18 protein-coding genes are annotated in these 19,285 nt (G+C 71.3%); 10 read left to right on the forward strand and 8 right to left on the reverse strand.

Features of this window, described 5'->3' with window-relative positions:
• The first annotated feature begins 131 nt into the window (after positions 1–131).
• The 3 genes from ACH4SL_RS20565 to ACH4SL_RS20575 all read left to right on the forward strand — a co-directional run bounded on the left by ACH4SL_RS20565 (position 132) and on the right by ACH4SL_RS20575 (position 2,821).
• Positions 132–533, forward strand: a complete 402-nt coding sequence (locus tag ACH4SL_RS20565; protein WP_398447440.1) for an ATP-binding protein — start codon at positions 132–134, stop codon at positions 531–533.
• Positions 534–681: 148 nt separating this feature from the next.
• Positions 682–2,136 carry a PE-PGRS family protein gene (locus ACH4SL_RS20570; protein WP_398447442.1) on the forward strand — a complete coding sequence of 485 codons (1,455 nt, stop codon included), beginning with the start codon at positions 682–684 and terminating at the stop codon, positions 2,134–2,136.
• 91 nt (positions 2,137–2,227) lie between these two features.
• Positions 2,228–2,821 (forward strand): hypothetical protein, encoded by a 594-nt coding sequence (locus tag ACH4SL_RS20575; RefSeq protein WP_398447444.1) that lies wholly within the window; start codon positions 2,228–2,230, stop codon positions 2,819–2,821.
• 123 nt (positions 2,822–2,944) lie between these two features.
• On the opposite strand, the gene ACH4SL_RS20580 is transcribed toward ACH4SL_RS20575, so the two are convergent.
• The 4 genes from ACH4SL_RS20580 to ACH4SL_RS20595 form a co-directional block, all read right to left on the reverse strand.
• Positions 2,945–4,318, reverse strand: a complete 1,374-nt coding sequence (locus tag ACH4SL_RS20580) for a hypothetical protein (protein ID WP_398447446.1) — start codon at positions 4,316–4,318, stop codon at positions 2,945–2,947.
• A 179-nt stretch (positions 4,319–4,497) separates the two neighbouring features.
• Positions 4,498–5,349: a hypothetical protein gene (locus ACH4SL_RS20585; protein ID WP_398447448.1), complete on the reverse strand. Its 852-nt coding sequence runs from the start codon at positions 5,347–5,349 to the stop codon at positions 4,498–4,500.
• Positions 5,350–5,406: 57 nt separating this feature from the next.
• Positions 5,407–5,664, reverse strand: a complete 258-nt coding sequence (locus ACH4SL_RS20590) for a WXG100 family type VII secretion target (protein ID WP_398447450.1) — start codon at positions 5,662–5,664, stop codon at positions 5,407–5,409.
• A 121-nt stretch (positions 5,665–5,785) separates the two neighbouring features.
• Positions 5,786–7,843, reverse strand: coding sequence for a SpoIIE family protein phosphatase (locus ACH4SL_RS20595; protein WP_398447452.1), 2,058 nt, complete (start codon positions 7,841–7,843; stop codon positions 5,786–5,788).
• A gap of 181 nt (positions 7,844–8,024) precedes the next feature.
• Here ACH4SL_RS20595 and aspS point away from each other — a divergent pair, with 181 nt between their 5' ends.
• The 3 genes from aspS to ACH4SL_RS20610 all read left to right on the forward strand — a co-directional run bounded on the left by aspS (position 8,025) and on the right by ACH4SL_RS20610 (position 11,290).
• Positions 8,025–9,779 carry an aspartate--tRNA ligase gene (aspS, locus tag ACH4SL_RS20600; RefSeq protein ID WP_398447454.1) on the forward strand — a complete coding sequence of 585 codons (1,755 nt, stop codon included), beginning with the start codon at positions 8,025–8,027 and terminating at the stop codon, positions 9,777–9,779.
• 264 nt (positions 9,780–10,043) lie between these two features.
• On the forward strand, positions 10,044–10,550 hold the full coding sequence (locus ACH4SL_RS20605) for a SigE family RNA polymerase sigma factor (RefSeq protein ID WP_398447456.1): 507 nt from the start codon (positions 10,044–10,046) through the stop codon (positions 10,548–10,550).
• Positions 10,547–11,290: a hypothetical protein gene (locus tag ACH4SL_RS20610; RefSeq protein WP_398447458.1), complete on the forward strand. Its 744-nt coding sequence runs from the start codon at positions 10,547–10,549 to the stop codon at positions 11,288–11,290. Before ACH4SL_RS20605 ends, ACH4SL_RS20610 begins: the two co-directional genes overlap by 4 nt.
• A gap of 9 nt (positions 11,291–11,299) precedes the next feature.
• Here ACH4SL_RS20610 and metG read toward each other — a convergent pair whose 3' ends face one another.
• Complete coding sequence (gene metG, locus ACH4SL_RS20615; RefSeq protein ID WP_398447460.1) at positions 11,300–13,024, reverse strand: methionine--tRNA ligase; 1,725 nt, start codon at positions 13,022–13,024, stop codon at positions 11,300–11,302.
• A gap of 234 nt (positions 13,025–13,258) precedes the next feature.
• Here metG and ACH4SL_RS20620 point away from each other — a divergent pair, with 234 nt between their 5' ends.
• Positions 13,259–13,501 carry a DUF397 domain-containing protein gene (locus tag ACH4SL_RS20620; protein ID WP_031522044.1) on the forward strand — a complete coding sequence of 81 codons (243 nt, stop codon included), beginning with the start codon at positions 13,259–13,261 and terminating at the stop codon, positions 13,499–13,501.
• An 11-nt stretch (positions 13,502–13,512) separates the two neighbouring features.
• Here the strand turns inward: ACH4SL_RS20620 and ACH4SL_RS20625 are convergent, their stop codons facing one another.
• Entirely contained in the window at positions 13,513–14,001 is a 489-nt protein-coding gene (locus tag ACH4SL_RS20625) for an ATP-binding protein (protein WP_398447462.1), read from the reverse strand.
• Positions 14,002–14,182: 181 nt separating this feature from the next.
• Here ACH4SL_RS20625 and ACH4SL_RS20630 point away from each other — a divergent pair, with 181 nt between their 5' ends.
• From ACH4SL_RS20630 to ACH4SL_RS20640, 3 genes are all read left to right on the forward strand, one after another.
• The gene (locus tag ACH4SL_RS20630) at positions 14,183–15,049 is read left to right on the forward strand and encodes a helix-turn-helix domain-containing protein (RefSeq protein WP_398447465.1); all 867 of its coding nucleotides are present in this window, start codon (positions 14,183–14,185) and stop codon (positions 15,047–15,049) included.
• Positions 15,050–15,241: 192 nt separating this feature from the next.
• Entirely contained in the window at positions 15,242–15,604 is a 363-nt protein-coding gene (locus ACH4SL_RS20635; protein WP_398447467.1) for an anti-sigma factor antagonist, read from the forward strand.
• Between the two features lie 240 nt (positions 15,605–15,844).
• On the forward strand, positions 15,845–17,332 hold the full coding sequence (locus ACH4SL_RS20640; RefSeq protein WP_398447469.1) for an LCP family protein: 1,488 nt from the start codon (positions 15,845–15,847) through the stop codon (positions 17,330–17,332).
• Between the two features lie 161 nt (positions 17,333–17,493).
• On the opposite strand, the gene ACH4SL_RS20645 is transcribed toward ACH4SL_RS20640, so the two are convergent.
• Together ACH4SL_RS20645 and ACH4SL_RS20650 are read right to left on the reverse strand one after the other, a co-directional pair.
• Positions 17,494–18,402, reverse strand: coding sequence for a hypothetical protein (locus ACH4SL_RS20645; RefSeq protein ID WP_398447471.1), 909 nt, complete (start codon positions 18,400–18,402; stop codon positions 17,494–17,496).
• A gap of 435 nt (positions 18,403–18,837) precedes the next feature.
• Positions 18,838–19,221, reverse strand: coding sequence for a hypothetical protein (locus ACH4SL_RS20650; RefSeq protein WP_398447473.1), 384 nt, complete (start codon positions 19,219–19,221; stop codon positions 18,838–18,840).
• Positions 19,222–19,285: the final 64 nt, after the last annotated feature.

Here is a 19,285-nt window from a genome sequence, read left to right on the forward strand (position 1 = left end):
TAGTGACGCCGGAAGCGCACCGCGCGAGCATGCCCGTCCGCCCTGGGACAGGTGCGCTCGCGACCAGGGCGGCATGCCACCGGTGAATCCACTGCACGCACCAAACCCTCACCCTCGCAACGGAGTTCGCTATGCCCGAGATTCCCGTCGTGCCCGCCCTCTGGCGGTTCCCCGCCCGACCCGCTTCCGTCGGGCGCGCTCGGCGCGCGCTCAGCGACTGGCTGCCGAAGGACGTACCGGACGCGCTCCACGCCGACCTCACCCTCCTGACCAGTGAGTTGGTCACCAACGCCGTACGGTACGGGGGCGGGGTCGAGGACCGGGTGGAGCTCGTGGTGTGGGCCGCCGACGGGCACTACTGGCTCGCCGTGTCGGACCCGGGGGACGGGCGGCCCGTCATGCGTCAACCGCCCGACGTGCACAGGGAGTCCGGGCGCGGGCTGCTGCTCGTGGACGCGCTCGCCGCCGCGTGGGGGGTGCGGCCGCGGCCGTACCGGGGCAAGTCCGTGGTCGCCGGGCTGGCCCTGCCCTGATCGGCGGGAACCTCCGCAACACCCCTGAGCGTCAAAAGTGTCGTTGGCTACCATCAAGGTGTCGCCAAGTGCGCCGCACGCGTGCGCCGGCGTGCGCAGCCGTCCGCAGCCGTCCGCGTCCGACACGGGGGAAACGGGGAAACGTCACGTGCGCAGTGTGAAACCGGAAGACCTGGAGCAACTGGCCACCCTGCTCGACGGAGCGGCGCCGACGAGCCTGAAGAACGCCACGGACTCCGCCTTCCGCAGGGCGGCCACGCTCGGGGTGACGTCGAAGCTGGCCGGGCTGCGGCCCATGGTCGCGTGGGTCAGCGAGACCGCGCCCGACCTGCGCAAGCGCGCCGCGCACGTACGGATGGACAACGGGGATCTGTCGGGCGGCCTGCTGTGGGCCGGGTTCACCCCGGACGAGCTGAAGAACTACAAGGGCGACGCCCTGAGCCCCGAGGCCCTCCTCATCGCCAACTCCGTGGCGAACAGCAAGGATCCGAAGGCGTCCACCTTCCAGCGCAAGCCGGACGAGTCGCTCAACGACTGGCTCGACCGGCTCAAGGCGACGGCCCTCACGAGCATTCCGGGGCTCCAGCCGTTCGAGCCCGCGGTGCAGTACCTGCTCGGGGCGTACGGGGACTGGAAGTCGGTGACGGACGCGACCGGGCACGTCGTCGTGCAGGGCACCGCCATGACGAAGGTGCTGCTCGGCAATTCGTTCAAGCAGGGCTGGGGCAAGACCTGGAAGAACTGGGCGGCCCGCGGCATCCAGAAGATCCCCAGCTCCAGGATCCAGGGGTGGGGCCGGGCCCTGGAGACGTGGTCGCCCAAGCTGCGCTCGCTGAGCGCGCCCGGCTCGTGGCTGCCCGGCAAGATCAGCGCGGGCCTGCAGCGAATACCCGGCACCAGCGGCTTCATCGGCGACTGGACGGGCAGCGCCTACAACTCCTTCCGCGGCCTGAGCTTCATGAGCCGCCCGCTGGCCGGGGTGACCGCGAACGGCGTCATCGACTTCGTCGTCGGCTCCGACGAACTCGCCAAGCTCTACGGCGGGACGACGCACGCGGGCCTCGCCGTCGCCCGGGCCGGCAACGCCAACCTGTTCACCGTCGGCAAGAACGCCTTCACCGCCGCCCGCGCCGGCAGCGAGGCGGTCCCCGCGGCCACCCGCGGCGCCTCGCTGCTCGAGGGCCTCAGCGTGGCGAGCAAGACGTCGGGCGCCCTGCGCGGCCTCGGCATCGCGGGCAGCGCCGCCGGTACGGTCTTCAGCGCCGCCAACGTCATCTCGCAGGGCAACCCGGTCGACGCGTTCAAGCGCAACGGCGCCGGGTACGTCGCGGACGTCGCCGAGGTCGGCTTCAACGCCTCGCTCACCGCCGCGATGATCGCGCCCAACCCCGTCACCTTCGGGCTCGTCGTCGGCACCGGCATCGTCTACGGCGGCGCGAAGATCGTGCAGCACTGGGGCGACATCACCAAGGGCACGGGCAAGGCGATCGACTGGGCGGGGAAGACGGCGAGCGACGCCGGGCACAAGATCGCGAGCGGCGCGAAGAGCGTCGCCAACGGGGCGAAGAACGTCGCGAAGAAACTCAACCCATTCCATTGGTAGGGCTCTCCGGCCGCGCCGCCGACCGAGAGAGCCCGCGCCGCGCACCGAGAGAGCCCGCCCCACCTGAGACGACCCCCACCACGGAAAGCGCATGAGCGACAACGACTTCGGCTTCGAACTCGAACCCTTCGAGGACGACACCCAGCACGGCCTGAGCGGCACCATCGGCGCCTACGGCCTGGTGCGGATCTCCTACACCAAGCCCGCCTCCTGGCAGTCCGGCGACGTCTTCCGCACCGACCTGGTCGGCGAGCACCTGCCGCCCGCGTCCGTCACCGCGACCGGCATGGGCGGCGAGCCGCACCTGAGCAAGAAGGCCGTCCTCACGGTCGGCGGCGTCACCGCCGAGATCGGCGCCAACTGCCTGGGCGTCAGCCGCTCCTCGCGGGCGCTGCGCATCAGGCTCGGCGGCCGCGAGTACACGTACGCGCGCACCGGCCGCTCCGGCGGGCTCGAACTGCGGCGCGGCGAGGACCGGGTGACCGTCACCGACGGCAAGGCGGTCGGCGGCGCGGGCTCGCGGCGGCGGCGCAAGGGCGAGGTGCGCGGCGGCGTGGACGCCACGGACCTCGCGGTCGCGCTGGTGCTGGAGGAGACCGGCACCTCGTCGCTGTCCGTCGGCGGGGCCCTGATGAGCGCGCCCTTCCGCGCGCTCATGAACCCCGGCGACGGCGGGGGCGAGTAGCCCCCGCAGGCGCCGGCACCGCCTGGCGTACGGGCGGGACGCACGCCCTCGTCCAGGTCGGGGGACAGCCGCAGGGCCGGCTCCCGTTGGCGGGATCCGGCCCTGCGGGGGTGGGGGACGGAGTCAGTTGAGGGTGATGGGGGCCGTGTCGTCCGACGCGTCCGTGTCGAACGCCGGGTGGCCGGCCTGGCCCCAACTCATCGTGATGGAGCCCTGGGCACCCGGGATCACCTGGTCGACGTGGACGGTGACGGTGCAGTCCGTGACCTCGCCGGCCGGCGAGACGATGGTGCGGTCCGAGCAGTGGGTCCCGTTGGCGGAGCTGACGAGAGAGGTGCCCGGCGGCAGTTGGATGTTGGCGGCAGCCACGATGTCGCCGCTGCGGTAGAAGATCGTGGCGGGACCGTTGTTGGTCATGCTGAGGTGCAGCGTCACCGTGTCGCCCTCGGCCGCCGTCGCACTCGCCCCGCTCACCGAGAAGTCCGCGGTGTTCGCGGCCTGGAGGGAGGCGATCCGGTAATTGCCGTGCACGCCGCGCTCCGTCAGTGACACCGTGCCGGACGGCGCGTCGTTCGCCGTTCCCGGCGTGATCACCTTCAGCGTCAGTTGGCCGCCCGTGCCCTGCGTCCACTGCTGTCCCGCGGCGGACTGCTGGATGTTCGTGTCGCCCGCAGGTGCGATCATCGTGTCCATGTAGGTGTAGTAGGCCGTCGACTCGACGTTCAGCCGGACCGCCGGCGACAGCGCGGCCGTCTCTCCCGGCAGCACCAGTCCGGGGATGGTGCACAGTGCCATCTCCGCCACCATGGGCTGGTTCCCGCCGCTGTACTGGCAGTTGGCGAAGTGCCGGGCGAAGCCGATCCCGGGCGAGGCCCACAGCAGCACCTGCGTGCCGTCCGCCGAGCGGTCGCCGCGGTTGGTGAAGCGCACCGCCTCGTTGAGCGTCGTCCCGACCGGCACGTCCGTCAGGTTCTTCGGCTGGGTCTCGTCGTAGGCCGGGCCGCCGATCTCCACCGTCCCCTGGCCGCCGACGATCGTCGCGCTGTCCGCCGTACCGCTGACCGTGTAGGACGCGGACGCCCCGGCGGGCGCGTCGGCCTTCGCCGTGACGCTCATCTGCGTCAACGCGCCGATCGACCCCACGCCGCTCAGGTCGTCGTAGGAGAACGACTCCCAGCAACTGGCGACGTGCTGGACCACCGTGCAGTTGTCCGAGAAGCTCACGTTCGCGATCCGGGCGAGCTGCGTCACGTCGATCGTCAGCGTGGCCCCTGTGCTCAGGCTGTTCGCCGTCGTCGTGAACGACAGGTACGACGTCGCCTTCTTCGAGACACCGGCCAGGGTCGCCGGCGACACCGCGAGCGGTCCGACGGGCTGGAGCGCGATCACCGGCTGGTCGGCGGCCTGCGCCGGGCCGACGCCGGTGAGCGCCAGCCCCGCCGCCGCACCGACGGCGGCAACGAGCGCCAGGGCACGGCGCTTCGAGCTGTGTTTCATACGGTTCCCCCCACTGGGTTTTCCCACAGAGTGTTCACAGGACGTACGCGACACACGCTAGGGACCGGCACTGACAAACAGTGCCCTGACCCGGCGTCCCCGCCACCGCCGAGCCGCCGCCTCAACCTTCCGAGCCGGCGACCTGCTCGCCGGTGACGCTGAACTGCCGACTCGGAGGACTAGGACGCGGGCGTGAATCCGCCCGGCGCGTCCAGCAGGTCCTCGCTGTCGGGGAGCAGGTCGGTGAGCCGCTCCCACACCTCGGCGGCGGTCACGCGCACCAGGTGCAGCGCGCTGTCCGGCGTGACCTGGCCCGGCAGGATCGGCTCCTCGGGCTGCTCGCGCACCCAGTAGCCGAGCGGCCCGCAGTCCCAGACGGCCAGTGCGCGCAGGCTGGTGGCGGGCTCGCCGTCCTGCCGGCCGCCCCACACGGTGGTGACGCGCCAGGTGCAGTTGAGGGCCGCGACGAGGTCGGCGAAGAGCGACAGCGCGGGCTCCGCGGGCCCGCCCGCCTCGGCGACCGCCTTACGGGCCAGCTCGGCGCCCTCCGCGATCTCGACGCCCGGCGCCTCGCCGAGCGCGACGAAGGCGGCGTCCAGCACGCCCATCGTGGTCTCGACGCGCTCCACGGGCGGCTCGACGGTCTCGCCGGTGCGCAGGTTGACCAGCCGCGCCAGCTCCCACAGCAGCATGCTCGGCTCGGCGGAGACGTACTCCGACTCCTCCTGGCCGGGCCACCCGTCGTGCACGACGACGGCGTCCTGCCCGATGACGATGCCGTGGCTGACTGCCCCGTGCTCGCCGGTCACCTCCACCTGGACCATGACCATCGGGTCGGCGAAGGTGACGACCAGGTCCTTCAGCAGCGGGGACAACTCGCCTTCCTCCCCGACGAGGCCGATCTGCTGCAACTCCCCGAGTGCCTCGACGAGTTCGGCGGGCGGAGTCTCCCCGTCCGCGAGGTGGCCGAGGACGGCCACATGCCGGTCCGCCAGCCGGAGCCGGGCACGGGAACTGTCGTAGGACGGCATGGTCGGGTGCTCCCTGTCGCGGTCGGTCGGTGTGCTGCCGTGCTGCGCGCGTACGCCCTAGCGCTGCTTGTTGAGGTCCTTGGCGTTCTGCTCGCAGGTGTTCGCCTCGGTGCGCAGATGCTCGGCGACGGTACGGCACGTGGTCCGCCAGGTGCCCATCTCGCCGCGGGTACGGTCCGCGTGCGGCCCTTCCCACTGCGTCATCGTCTGCGTCGCGAACGTCCGCGCCTTGTCGGGCAGCGCCTCGATGTCGGCGGCCAGCCCCCGCAACTGCGCGGCCCGCGTGTTCAGTTCCTGCGCATCCGGTGAGCCCATCCCGGCTCCCCCTCCCCTGACGCCCGGAATCCCTCAGCCCATACGATAACCCGCCCGCCCATCCCCTTCCCGGCGATACACCCGCTCATCGCGCTGATTCCGCTCGCCCCGCCGACTCCGCTCACCCCGCGACCGCGGCCGGCGGCAGCGTCTCGTACAGCTCGAACCACGTCGCCTTGCCGTCGCCTCGCGGGTCGACGCCCCAGGCGTCGGCCAGTTCCTCCATGAGGAGGAGGCCGCGGCCGGAGGAGGCCATTTCGCCGGGGGAGCGGCGGTGGGGCATCTCGTCGGAGCGGTCGCCGACGTCGACGTGGAGGCGGCGGGTGCCCGGCATACCGGTGACCTGGGCGAGGAGGGCGGCGTCGCCGTCGGTGTGGACGAGGACGTTGGTGACGGCCTCGGAGACCAGCAGGACGGCCGACTCGACCTGGTCGGGGGAGGACCAGTCGTGCAGCAGGGCGCGGATGTCGGCGCGGGCGGCGCGGATGCGGCCCGGGTCGTCCTGCGGGATCGCCAGCACCGTGCGGCGCACCGGGACCGCGCAGGTGGGGCCGTCGGGGTCGCGGCGCAGCAGCACGAGCGCGATGTCGTCCTCGCGGCGGTCGATGAGCGGGCCGGTCGTCTGGTGCGAGGCGGGGCCGTGGACGGCGTCGACGAGGGAGTCGGCGAGGACCTCCAGATCGCCCGGCGGGCCGCCCGCGAGGGCCTTGGACAGCCGGTTCCAGCCGGTGTCGAGGTCGTGCCCGCCGGTCTCGATGAGGCCGTCCGTGCACAGCAGCAGCACCTCGCCGGGCTCCAGGACCATCCGGGTGGTCGGGTAGTCCGCGTCGGGCTCGATGCCCAGCGGCAGGCCCCCCTCGCTGCGGCGCAGGATCGTGGTGCCGTCGCCGAGCCGTACCGCGGGCTCCGGGTGCCCGGCGCGCACCATCTCCAGGGTGCCCGTGAGCGGGTCGACCTCGGCGTACAGGCAGGTCGCGAAGCGCGCGTCGGCGGAGGTGCGGCCGAGCCCGGCGAGGAAGCGCGAGGTGCGGCTGAGGACGGCGTCGGGTCCGTGCCCCTCGGCCGCGTAGGCGCGCAGCGCGATCCGCAGCTGGCCCATGATGCCCGCGGCCCGCACGTCGTGGCCCTGGACGTCGCCGATGACGATCGCGGTGCGCCCCGAGGGCAGGTCGATCACGTCGTACCAGTCGCCGCCGACCTGGAGCCCGCCGCCGGTGGGGACGTAGCGGGCGGCCACCGCCATTCCGGTGACGTCGGGCTTGCGGGCGGGCAGCATCGTGCGCTGGAGGCCGTCGGTCAGCGCCCGCTCCGACTCGTGCTGGCCGGCGCGGGCGAGCGCCTGGCCCAGCATCCGGGCGACTGTGGTGAGCACCGCGCGCTCGTCGGGGGTGAATTCCACCGGGTCGCGGAAGGCCGCCATCCATGCCCCGATCGTCGTCCCGGCCACGGTCAGCGGCAGGTACGCCCACGACACGCGCCCGTACGGCCGCACCAGGGGCCAGGTGGAGGGGAAGCGCTCGGCGTACGACCGGGGCGTGGGCAGGTAGACCGCCTGGCCGGTGCGGGCGACGACCGCGGCCGGGTAGTCCGCGGACAGGGGCATGTCCAGGATGCTCGGGTCGATCACCTCCTGCCCGTGGTGGCCGATGACCGACAGCCGGTCGCTGTCGGCGCCGAAGACCGCCAGGCCGTCCGGCGAGAAACCGGGCATGGACAGCGTCGCCGCGACCCGCAGCACCTCCTCCGTGGAATCCGCCTCGGCGAGCGCCCGCCCGGCGTCCAGCAGGAAGGCCTCCCGGGCCCGCCGCCAGTCCCGCGGCGGGCGGCCCGACCCGCTGCCGCCGACGGGCACCTCGTGCAGCGTGCCGCTGATCTGCCCCTCCGGGCGCGGCGCCACCCGGGCCCGCAGCGTGCGCCGCACCGCCCCGTCCGCCCCGACGACCCGCACCAGCTGCTCGGCGACCGTGCCCTCGGCCGCGGCCAGCTCCACCTCGGCGGACACCGACACGTAGTCCGCGGCGTGCAGGCAGGCGCGCACCGCGGCCGTACGGTACGTCCCGGCGCCGTCCGGCAGCCCGAGCAGGTGTGCGGCCTGGGCGTCCACCGCGATCTCCTCGGTCGCCGCCTCCCACTGCCACACCCCCGACCCCACGGCCGCGAGCACGTCCTCGGTGTGCATTGGGCCATTTTATGAGGAATGGGATGACATGGGCGAGTGTGTGGCCCTCTGGGCCCGGTCCGCAGGGCGTCCCGGAGGTCCCCGGAGGGGGGATACGGGGATGAGGAGCGGGGCCCGCCGCCGGTAGGCTGTGGGCGTTCCCCCACCATCGCGACGACCTGACGACTTGGACGAACCCACGATGCACCGGTACCGGTCACACACCTGCGGAGAGCTGCGCGCCACCGACGTCGACACCGACGTCCGCCTGTCCGGCTGGCTGCACAATCGCCGTGACCTGGGCGGCATCCTCTTCGTCGACCTGCGCGACCACTACGGCTTCACGCAGCTGGTCGCCCGCCCGGGGTCGCCCGCGTACGAGGCGCTGAGCAGCCAGTCCAAGGAGTCCGTGCTGCGGGTGGACGGCCGGGTCGTCGCCCGCTCGGCGGAGAACGTCAACCCGGAGCTGCCCACCGGCGAGGTCGAGGTCGAGGTCGCGTCCCTGGAGGTGCTCGGCGCCGCCGACCCGCTGCCCTTCCCGGTCTTCCCGGAGGACAGCGCCAACGAGGAGATGCGGCTCACCAACCGCTTCCTCGACCTGCGCCGCCAGCGCATGCACCGCAACATCATGCTGCGCACCCAGGTCATCTCCTTCCTGCGCCGCGAGATGACGGCGCTGGGCTTCAACGAGATGGCCACCCCGATCCTGTCCGCCACCTCCCCCGAGGGCGCGCGCGACTTCCTGGTGCCCTCGCGTGTGCACGCCGGCAAGTTCTACGCCCTGCCGCAGGCGCCGCAGCAGTTCAAGCAGCTGCTGATGATCTCCGGCTTCGACCGCTACTTCCAGATCGCGCCCTGCTTCCGCGACGAGGACTCGCGCGCCGACCGCTCGCCCGGCGAGTTCTACCAGCTCGACGTCGAGATGAGCTTCGTCGAGCAGGAGGACGTCTTCGGCGTCATCGAGAAGGTCATGACCGACCTCTTCACCGAGCTGGGCGGCGGCCGCCGCGTCACCTCGCCCTTCCCGCGCATCCCCTTCCGCGAGTCGATGCTCAAGTACGGCAACGACAAGCCGGATCTGCGCACCGCGCTGGAACTCGTCGACGTCTCCCACGTCTTCGCCGGCTCCGGCTTCAAGGCCTTCGCCGGCAAGCACGTCCGCGCCCTGGCCGTGCCCGACACCGCCGACCAGCCCCGCAAGTTCTTCGACCAGCTCGGCGAATACGCCGTCTCGCTCGGCGCGCAGGGCCTGGCCTGGGTGCGCGTCGGCGAGGGCAACGCGCTGACCGGCCCCATCGCGAAGTTCCTCACCGAGGACGACGTCACCGCGCTGGTCGACGCGGTCGGCGCCAAGCCCGGCACCGCGGTCTTCTTCGGCGCGGGCGAGTTCGACGAGGTCTCCAAGATCATGGGCCCGGTCCGGGTCGAGGCCGCCAAGCGCACCGGGCAGTTCGAGGAGGACGTCTTCCGCTTCTGCTGGATCGTCGACTTCCCGATGTTCGAGCGCAACGAGGACACCGGCGCGATCGAGTTCTCCCACAACCCGTTCTCCATGCCGCAGGGCGGCCTGGAGGCCCTGGAGACCAAGGACCCGCTCGACATCCTGGCGTGGCAGTACGACATCGTCTGCAACGGCATCGAGCTGTCCTCCGGCGCGATCCGCAACCACGAGCCCGCGGTCATGTACAAGGCCTTCGAGATCGCCGGGTACGACCGCGAGACGGTCGAAGCGGAGTTCGGCGGCATGCTCCGCGCCTTCCACTTCGGCGCCCCGCCGCACGGCGGCATCGCCCCGGGCGTCGACCGCATGGTCATGCTGCTCGCGGACGAGCCGAACATCCGCGAGACGATCGCCTTCCCGCTCAACCAGCACGCGCAGGATCTTCTGATGGGGGCGCCGTCGGAGGTCTCGGAGACCCGCCTCCGCGAACTCCACATCCAGCTCCGCCGGAAGTAGGCGCGGGGCGCCCCGCAGGGGCGCGGGGAACTGCGCGCTCAGCCCCCACCGGGGCGCGGGTCGTCACCGGCCCGAAGGGGCAGTACGGTCCGTACCGGACCACCGGCCGGTGGGTGGTTGCTCGCGCAGTTCCCCGCGCCCCCAAAAACGCTCGCCCGGCGCAGTCCGGAAACGCTCGCCCGGCGCGGCAGCGCAAAACGCGTGCCCCGCGCGGCAACCCGGGCGCGGGGGTCGCGCGTTAGGGGGGTGTGGAGAGGAAGCGGCGTGGGCGAAGGCGGGTTCGAGCAGTTCGTCGCGGCACGCGGCCAACGACTGCTGCGTGTCGCGTGGCTGCTCACCGGGGACGCGCACCTCGCAGAGGACCTGCTGCAGACCGTCCTGGCGAAGGTCTGGCCCAAGTGGCAACGTATCGCCGACGAGAACCCCGAGGCGTACGTCCGCCAGGCCCTCGTGCACACGCACGCCTCGTGGTGGCGGCGCCGCTGGCGCGGGGAGGTGCCGCACGGCGATGTGCCGGACCGGGCGCCCGCCCCGGACGCGTACGCCGGGGTGGATCTGGAGCAGGCGCTCGCCGCGGCCGTACGGGCGCTGCCGCTGCGGCAGCGCGCGGTCGTGGTGCTGCGGTATTTCGAGGACCTGAGCGTGACCGAGACCGCGGAGGCGCTGGGGTGTTCGGAGGGCACGGTCAAGAGCCAGGCGTCCAAGGCGCTGCGGACGCTGCGCGGGCTGCTGCCCGAGGCGGCCTTGGCGGACGGCGGTGAGCGCGGATGAGTGAGGGCACGGAGCCGACGCCGGAACTGGAGCGCGCGGAGCGGGAGTTGCGCGCGCTGCTGGAGCGCGCGGTGCCGCAACTGCCCGCGCCCGCACAGCGGCTGGAGCGGGTACGGGAGGGGATCCGGCGGCGCCGCCGCAGGCGTACGGCCGCGGTGACCGGCGGCGCCGTACTCGCCCTCGCGGCGGGCCTGGTGGCGGTGCCCGGTCTGGTACGGCCGCACGGCGGGGGCCGCGCGGCCCCCGCGGTGGTGGGCAGCGCGACCCCGCGGCCCAGCGCGTCGCAGACCACGCCGCCGTCCGGCTACCGGCCCGCCGGCATGGGCGGCCTGGTGCTCCAGCTGCCCGCGGACAAGAGCTGGCAGACCTTCGCCGACCCCAAGACGGCGAGCCTCTTCCTCGGCACGCAGCGCATGGTGCTGCCCGAGGGCGGCTGCGCGCACGCCCTCGACGGCTTCTGCACCCCGCTGGCGCTGGCGCTGAAGAAGGACGGGGCGCTGGTGATGTTCCGCCGCCAGCCGTCCAAGATGCCCCTCGGCAAGGCCCACGACTACGAGGTCCCGCTCACCGAGGACACCCCGTACCAGGCCTGCCGCACGGTCGGCGGCACCCGCCAGCTGACCCGCACGGCGGTCGGCCCCGACGGCACGATCGTCTGGGCGGTGGCCTGCCTGGCCGATCCCTCCCAGACCCGGGTCCAGGAGGCGCGCTACCTCCTGGACTCGGCGGTCTTCGGCTGACGCCGGGCGTCAGGCAGCGTCGGGGTCGCCGCCGAAGCGGGTCACGTACGACGCGAGGTCGTCCTCGGTGATCTTCGCGAAGAGCACCGGCGGGACCGTGAACGGCGTGCCGGACGGAACCGCGTCGAGGGTGCGGGCCTCGGCCGGGGTGATCCAGCGGGCGTCGTCCGCGGGGAGGGTGAAGGCCGCGCGCATCGCGGCCGCGGAGGTGGGGATGAAGGGCTCGGAGACCACCGCGTAGAGGTGGATGAGGTTCATCGCGGTGCGCAGGGTGAGGGCGGCGGCGTCGGGGTCGGTCTTGATCGCCGTCCAGGGGGCCTTGTCCTCCAGGTAGGAGTTGCCCGCGCTCCACAGCGCGCGCAGCGACTGCGCCGCCTTGCGGAACTGGAGCGTGTCGAGGTGGCCCTCGTACTCCGCGAGCAGGGCCGCGATCTGCTCGCCGAGCTTCGCCTCGGCCTCGCCCGCGGCGGCGCCCGCCGGGACCTCGCCGCCGAAGCGCTTGCGGGAGAAGGAGAGCACACGGTTGACGAAATTGCCGAGGGTGTCGGCGAGATCCTTGTTGACGCCCGCGGTGAACAGCTCCCACGTGAAGGAGGAGTCGTCGGACTCCGGCGCGTTCGCCATCAGGAAGTAGCGCCAGTAGTCCGCCGGGAGTACGTCGAGTGCGGCATCGGTGAAGACACCGCGGCGCTGCGAGGTGGAGAACTTTCCGCCGTAGTACGTCAGCCAGTTGAACGACTTGACATAGTCCACCCGCTTCCAGGGTTCCCTGGTTCCGATCTGGGTTGCGGGGAACATGACCGTGTGGAAGGGGACGTTGTCCTTGGCCATGAACTGCGTGTAGCGGACATCCGCGGCTTCGTACCACCAGGACTGCCAGTCACGCGTCTCACCCTCGGGGGCCGCGTCCGACCATTCCTTGGTGGAACCGATGTACTCGATCGGCGCGTCGAACCAGACATAGAAGACTTTGCCCTCGGCGGCGAGCTCCGGCCAGGTGTCGGCGGGGACGGGCACGCCCCAGTCGAGGTCGCGGGTGATGGCGCGGTCGTGCAGGCCCTCGGTGAGCCACTTGCGGGCGATCGAGGACGAGAGGGTGGGCCAGTCGGCGCTGTTCGCGTCGAGCCAGGACTCGACCTCGGCGGCGAGCTCGGACTGGAGGAGGAAGAGATGCTTGGTCTCCCTGACCTCCAGCGCGGTGCTCCCGCTGATCGCCGAGCGCGGCTCGATGAGGTCGGTGGGGTCCAGGACGCGGGTGCAGTTCTCGCACTGGTCGCCGCGGGCCTTGTCGTAGCCGCAGTACGGGCAGGTGCCGACGATGTAGCGGTCGGGCAGGAAGCGCTCGTCGGCCAGCGAGTAGACCTGCCGGATGGCGCGCTCCTCGATGAAGCCGTTCTCGTGCAGGCGGCGCGCGAAACGCTGGGTGATCTCGACGTTCTGCGACGAGGAGCTGCGGCCGAAGTAGTCGAAGGAGAGCGCGAAGCCGTCGTAGATGGCCTTCTGGGCGTCGTGGGCCTGCGCGCAGAAGGCGTCGACCGGGAGCCCGGCCTCCTTCGCGGCGAGTTCCGCCGGGGTGCCGTGCTCGTCGGTGGCGCAGATGTAGAGGACGTCGTGGCCGCGCTGGCGCAGATAGCGGGCGTAGACGTCCGCGGGGAGCATGGACCCCACCATGTTGCCCAGGTGCTTGATCCCGTTGATATAGGGCAGGGCTGAGGTGATGAGGTGACGAGCCATTGCAGGCTGCTCCCAATTCGTAGCGTGGAGTGAGGAATTCATCTACGGACCGTCAATCGTATCGGACCGTAGCGGGGGGACCGCCACTGCGTTTCTCATACCGGGCAGGTTCGGGTCAGAGCGGGTATGTACGTCACGCGGCGTGACTGCACGTGCACTTGCACGTGCAGATGCACGTGCGCTCGCTCCGAGTTATCATCTCCTGTACCACACGGCACTATTGGAGAGTGGCTGATGCGCCGGACGCACAATGGAATGCCCGCTGATGACCTCGCGGGTGTGGTCTGGCAGAAGAGTAGGCACAGCAATGCCAATGGCACGTGTGTGGAGTTCGCCGCACTGCCCGACGGCGACGTGGCCGTTCGCAATTCGCGCTTTCCGGACGGGCCCGCGCTGATTTACACCCGCGCCGAGATCGAGTCGATGATCATCGGGGTCAAGGCGGGTGAGTTCGATCACCTCATGCCGGGACCCTGAGGGCGCGTCTCTCAGGGCCGCAGAATCGGGACGGCCGGGGCGGCCAGGAACAGCGCCCAGACGACCTTTCCCGTACCGCCCAGCGGGTGCCATCCCCATTTCTCGCTGAACGAGTCGACCAGGTGCAGCCCGCGGCCCGTCTCGGCCACGAAATCCGCTTCCTTGGGTGTCGGCGCCACCTCGCTGGGATCGCGCACCGCGCAGACCACCCGGCTCGTCCAGCGGGCCAGGCTCAGCCGCACCGGGGTGCCCGGGGTGTCCGGCGGCACCGCGTAGCGCAGCGCGTTGGTCACCAGCTCGGAGGCGACCAGTTCCATGGAGTCGCGCAGCGCGGCGAGATCCCAGCGCTGAAGTGTCGTACGGGTGAAGCGGCGCGCCTCGCGCACCGATTCCGGGGTGGCGGGAAGTTCGCACGTGGCGCCGTCACCCGCGGCAAGCCGCTCGGGCGCGAGCACGCCTTGCCATAACGGATACAGCGCGGGTGCGGTCTCCGCGTTCATACCTGCCCCCGGGGTATCTGCACGGTCACCATGCTCATGGATCGGCACCCGAGGATGCAAGGGCGTCTGCACGTGCATCTGCAAGGAATTGATGCACGTGTCGTTGGAGAGTGACGAGACGGGTACTGCCCGCAAGCCATTAGTGGCAGACTGCTGATGAACCAAGGGCGGAGCGTGACCTATGAGCGCAGGGCAGCCGGGAGGCGGGTCCATCGTGCGACGAATGCTGCTCGGAGCGCAGCTGCGGAGGCTGCGTGAGTCGCGGGGGATCACCAGGGAGGACGCCGGGTACTCGATCAGGGCCTCGGAGTCGAAGATCAGCCGCATGGAGCTGGGAAGAGTCAGCTTCAAGGAGCGGGATGTCGCCGATCTGCTGACGCTGTACGGCGTCACCGAGGAGGATGAGCGGCTCGCCATGCTGGGACTCGTGAGGGAGGCGAACGCGGCCGGCTGGTGGCACGGCTACGGCGAGGTGATGCCGACGTGGTTCCAGACGTACGTAGGCCTGGAGGAGTCCGCCGCGCTGATCCGCACCTTCGAGGTGCAGTTCGTGCACGGTCTTCTGCAGACGGAGGACTACATAAGGCAGGTGATCCGACTTGGTCACCCTGACGCAGCCGACCCCTGGGTGGAGAGGCGAGTCGGCCTGCGCCTGGAGCGGCAGAAGCTGCTCGTCTCCGAGCGGGCCCCGCATTTCGTCGCGGTGATGGACGAGGGCGCGCTGCGCCGCCCGTTCGGCACCCGGCAGGGCATGCGCGACCAGATCGCGCACATCCTGGAGGCCGCGGACGCGCCCAACGTCGAGGTGCGCGTCCTGCCGTTCGCCATCGGCGGGCACGCCGCGGGCGGCGGCGCCTTCACGCTGCTGAGCTTCCCCGAGTCCGACCTTCCGGACCTGGTGTATCTGGAGCAGCTCACGGGCGCGCTCTACATCGACAAGCACGACGAGGTCGTGGAGTACGACAAGGCGATGACCACGCTGGGGCGTATCGCGCTCAGCCCCGCGGACTCGCTGGACTGGCTCGCCGAACTCCAGCGGGAGCTGTGACGCCGGGGCCGTCGCGCAGGTCGTTCTGCAGGCCGTTCTGCAGGCCGTGACCTCGGGTCAGGATTCGGTCGTTTTGCCCGTTGTTCATCCTTCCGGGTGAACAACGGGCGCGCGCGCCCCGTGCGCCCTCCCCAGCCGTGCCGCCGCGCCGTTACGGTGGCGCGAGTCACGCCAGGGGGACGGGGGACTCGGGTGAACGAAGAGGGGCTGCCGCCGCCCACCGCGTACGCGCGCTCGTACCGGCTCGCGCGGGCCACCGTCGTGGAGCTGGCCGGGGAGATCGACCTCGGCAGCGCCTACGGGGTGCACCCGCACCTGGACGCGGCCGCCTTCACGGGCAGCCCGCCGCTCGTCGTCTTCGACCTCGGGCCGCTCGAATTCATCGACTGCTACGGGCTCACGCTGCTCGTCCGCGCCCGCCGCCGGGTGCTCGACCGCGGCGGCCGCACCGCCATGGTCTGCGCCCACCGGCAGACCCTGCGGCTGCTCGCGCTCACCGGACTCGACGCCGTCTTCCACCCCGTCCGCACCCTCGACGAGGCGCTGCTGCCCTGAGGCCCGCCGGCGTTTCCTGCGCGTGCGCCCGCGCTTCCTGAGTGCCCGCCGCAAGCCCGCCCCGTTACTCCACGCTTTTCGCACGTCACCCAAATGTTGACGCCGTACAGTGTCTCGCTGGGCAAACGCCCTCCCGGCCGAGTGTGACCCGGGTCATACGGCCGAGCCGGATCGACTGGTAAGAGTGGGGGCTTCGTCGTGATGTGTGCGGGTGCCACCGGACCGAAGGTGTAAAGGCAGATGGGCGTTCGTGGGCGCAAGCGGGAACGGAAGCACAACCGCAAACGCTGGATCATCGCGATAGTGGTGTCGTTCGTGGTGCTGCTCGTCGGCGGCGCGGGTGCGATCTATCTCAAACTCAACGCGAACATCGACACCTTCGACTCCGCGGGCATCAGCAAGGACCGCCCGGCGGAGACGAAAGCGGACGCCAACGGCGACAAGGCCGTCAACATCCTGCTCATAGGCTCCGACACCCGCTCCGGTGAGAACGGCGAACTCGGCGGCTCCTCGTCCGGCGACATAGGCCGCTCCGACACCACGATCCTGCTGCACGTCTACCCCGACCACAAACATGCGGTCGGCATATCCATACCCCGCGACTCACTCGTCGAGATACCGCCCTGCCTGCTCCCGAACGGCAAGTGGTCCAAGGACCAGCCGTCCGCGATGTTCAACTCCGCCTTCTCCATGGGCGGCACGGCCAAGGGCAACCCCGCGTGCACCCAGAACACCATCGAGAAGCTGTCCGGGATGCGGGTCGACCACACCATGGTCGTCGACTTCGCCGGTTTCGCGTCCATGACCTCCGCCATCCACGGCGTCGAGGTGTGCGTCCCGAACGACATCTACCAGGGGGATCTCAACCCCAAGCGCGGCAGCAAGGGCAAGGTCGTCCTCAAGGCCGGCATGCAGAACCTCTCCGGCCAGGACGCCCTGGACTACGTCCGCGTCCGGCACGGTGTCGGTGACAACTCCGACGTCGGCCGCATGCTGCGGCAGCAGGCCTTCCTCTCCGCCCTGATCAAGAAGGTCAAGGGCCAGGGCATGAACCCCACGACGCTGCTGCCGCTGGCCAACGCCGCGACCAAGTCCCTCACCGTCGACCCCGGCCTCGGCAGCGCCGCCAAGCTGGTGTCCTTCGGGCTGTCGCTCAAGAGCATCGACCTGAACAACATCCAGTTCATCACCGCCCCGTGGAAGTACGCCGGCGCGCGGATCGACCTCGTTCACCCGGACGTCGACGACCTCTTCGCCGCCCTGCGCGCCGACCAGACCCTCGACGGCGTCAACGCCTCCGGCAAGACCACCCCCAGCGCGTCCGCGACCCCGAGCCCCAGCGCCACGGTCGACGGCAGCGGCATCGACGTCTCCGTCTACAACGGCACCCTCACCACCGGCCTGGCCGGCAAGGGCGGCGACCTGCTGAAGTCCCACGGCTTCACGGTCCTCGACACGACCAACGCCAAATCCCGCGACCACGCCGTCACCCGCATCGAATACGGCACGGCGGACGCGCCCCAGGCCAAGACCGTCGCCAAGCTCTTCCCCGGCGCCCAGCTCGTCCCCCTCAACACGACCGGCATCAACGTCGTCCTCGGCTCCGACTACGCCGCGGTGGCGTCCAAGACCTCCCCCTCCTCCACCCCGACCCCCCTCCCCACCAGCATCAGCAAGGCAGCCCGCTCCGCGGACGCGGACCCCTGCAGCAAGCTCTCCTACGGCTGACGGGCCCCGTCCCCGCGCGGGGGCGGTCAGGCCGCCTTGAGCCGGGCCACCTGGCGGGCCCGGTGGTTGCCTGCCACGCCGCCGTCGTCGTAGCCCGGGACCACGACGGCCTCGTAGACAGTTGGCGTGGAGGGCGGCCGTGTCGGCCGTGGTGAGCGGGGTCAGGCTCTGGCGGCGAGGGACGGGACGGGGCCCGCGTTGAGGGCGGCGCGCACCCTGGCGCGGCCTCGGGCAGTGACGCTTGCGCGCACTGCCGAGTCGTCGGGCTCGTGCGCCAGGCCCGCGCAGGTGCGGCAGATCCCCTCGTGCGGGATCGGGCGGGCGCACTGCCCGCACTCGTGCGGGCGCGGCCTCGCGGGAGGAGCGGCTGCTTCCCGCGCGGGCGGGAGCTTGCGGGTGAGGCGGTCGCGGAGGAGCGCCGTGGCGCTGTGCACGGGCTCGGGCAGCCCGCCGAGGAGCGCTGCGGACAGGTCACGCTGACCGTATCCGCGCTCCAGCCACGCGCTGACCAGCGGCGCGAGCGCCAGTGCCTCCGCCGTGCCGAGGCGCAGGCGCGGCTCGGGGCGGATGACCCGGAAGAGCGTCGCCACCGCCTCGCCCACCGGGCCGGTTGGAGCGGGCTGCGTGGCCGGGGGCTTCGCCCGCCCCTTCTCCCCCGTGGCGGCGCTCGGCCGCCGGTCGGGGAGGGTGGGTTCTTTCCTGCGGTCCTTTACGGGGTTGGCGCCACGGTTTTCGGACTCCGCCGCACCGGGTCCCGGACGGGTGGCATCCGGAGCGGCCTGCGGCGTATCGAAGACGTGGACCTCGCTGACGAAGGTGCCGTCCGTGCGGCGGACCCGGTCGACGCGGTAGTAGCCGAAGGCGGTCAGTTCCCGGAGCGCCTTGGCGACCGCGTGGCGGCCCTGCGGACTGGTGGCAGCCATCCGGCGGCCGTCCTCGGACCAGCCGTCCGGGCGGGAGAGGAGGTCGACGAGGACGCCGCGAGCGGTGTACGAAAGCCGTCGGTCCTGGAGCAACGTGTTGGGCAGGACCGTGAAGCCGCGCGTATGGCGGCTACGATGGATCTGCATGAGGAGCTTGATCTCCTTGTGCCGGGCCCCGGAGCGTTCCCGCGCTGCCGGGGTCACCTTATTGAGTTGGTCTGCGACCGAACGTACCACGCAAAGCAGAACCAATCGACCTGCTCGCGACGGCAACTGATCGCACATCAGGCGCTGCCCGTCGGCCGACGCAGACGTCCTCCCACACCGGGAAAACGCCGACGGACGAAGCGTCCGCCGCGCGGGCGCGGCACGCGTCGGTCGGGACGTAGGCTGAAACACGGTGCTTCCTCACGAGATCGGTCCAGCCGGCGTAGTCGATCAGGGCGACCGCCTCGTCGGTGAACAGGGAGTACCCGACCTTGTCGGGCACGGCCTGGGCAGAAGCAGCCTGATCCGCCAGCTCCGGAAGGACGTCCGTTGCTTCCCCGACGCTGAAGGCCGCTCGGCCGCGGCCCTCGTCTGCTACTCGTTGTCCTTGGGGGCGGTGCCGCCCCTTCCCTCGGCGAGGCAGCGAACGAGGCTCGCTTCCGCGGTGCTGATGGCCTGCGTCATGGTGGACAGTGCCGATTCCGGCAGGCTCCCCTGACCGAGATGGCCGTCGCGGACGATCACTTGCAGTCTCCGCCGCGACTTCTCAGCGGCCGCGAGGTCGCGGTGGCGCAGGATCTCGCGCGCCGCGTAGGCGTCGCCGGCGTGCACCGTGTCGCCGACGATCGCGCTCAGCAACTGTGCTTGCGCGTCGGAATCTTCTGGAGCCAGCTCGATGGCAGCCAGGACCAGTCTCACGCGGAACATGCGCAGGTTCTGCGGGGCCGGCTCCAAGACATCTCGTACGGCGCGCTCCACAGGACTGAATCCTTCAGCCGCGGCGCGACCCGCACGGTGATCGGCGTAGTGGCGGAGGATCTGC

This window comes from Streptomyces sp. NPDC021020, from assembly GCF_044333285.1.
Classification (GTDB): Bacteria; Actinomycetota; Actinomycetes; order Streptomycetales; family Streptomycetaceae; genus Actinacidiphila.

What these genes read in the sequence shown, in the direction of transcription:
- ACH4SL_RS20595 (WP_398447452.1), bottom strand. Translation starts at nt 7,843, where the DNA reads ATGCACACCGAGGACGTGCTCGCGGCCGTGGGGTCGGGGGTGTGGCAG.
- ACH4SL_RS20580 (WP_398447446.1), bottom strand. Translation starts at nt 4,318, where the DNA reads ATGAAACACAGCTCGAAGCGCCGTGCCCTGGCGCTCGTTGCCGCCGTC.
- ACH4SL_RS20610 (WP_398447458.1), top strand. Translation starts at nt 10,547, where the DNA reads ATGAGTGAGGGCACGGAGCCGACGCCGGAACTGGAGCGCGCGGAGCGG.
- aspS (WP_398447454.1), top strand. Translation starts at nt 8,025, where the DNA reads ATGCACCGGTACCGGTCACACACCTGCGGAGAGCTGCGCGCCACCGAC.
- ACH4SL_RS20585 (WP_398447448.1), bottom strand. Translation starts at nt 5,349, where the DNA reads ATGCCGTCCTACGACAGTTCCCGTGCCCGGCTCCGGCTGGCGGACCGG.
- ACH4SL_RS20575 (WP_398447444.1), top strand. Translation starts at nt 2,228, where the DNA reads ATGAGCGACAACGACTTCGGCTTCGAACTCGAACCCTTCGAGGACGAC.
- ACH4SL_RS20625 (WP_398447462.1), bottom strand. Translation starts at nt 14,001, where the DNA reads ATGAACGCGGAGACCGCACCCGCGCTGTATCCGTTATGGCAAGGCGTG.
- ACH4SL_RS20620 (WP_031522044.1), top strand. Translation starts at nt 13,259, where the DNA reads ATGCGCCGGACGCACAATGGAATGCCCGCTGATGACCTCGCGGGTGTG.
- ACH4SL_RS20640 (WP_398447469.1), top strand. Translation starts at nt 15,845, where the DNA reads ATGGGCGTTCGTGGGCGCAAGCGGGAACGGAAGCACAACCGCAAACGC.
- ACH4SL_RS20645 (WP_398447471.1), bottom strand. Translation starts at nt 18,402, where the DNA reads ATGCAGATCCATCGTAGCCGCCATACGCGCGGCTTCACGGTCCTGCCC.
- ACH4SL_RS20590 (WP_398447450.1), bottom strand. Translation starts at nt 5,664, where the DNA reads ATGGGCTCACCGGATGCGCAGGAACTGAACACGCGGGCCGCGCAGTTG.
- ACH4SL_RS20630 (WP_398447465.1), top strand. Translation starts at nt 14,183, where the DNA reads ATGAGCGCAGGGCAGCCGGGAGGCGGGTCCATCGTGCGACGAATGCTG.
- metG (WP_398447460.1), bottom strand. Translation starts at nt 13,024, where the DNA reads ATGGCTCGTCACCTCATCACCTCAGCCCTGCCCTATATCAACGGGATC.
- ACH4SL_RS20565 (WP_398447440.1), top strand. Translation starts at nt 132, where the DNA reads ATGCCCGAGATTCCCGTCGTGCCCGCCCTCTGGCGGTTCCCCGCCCGA.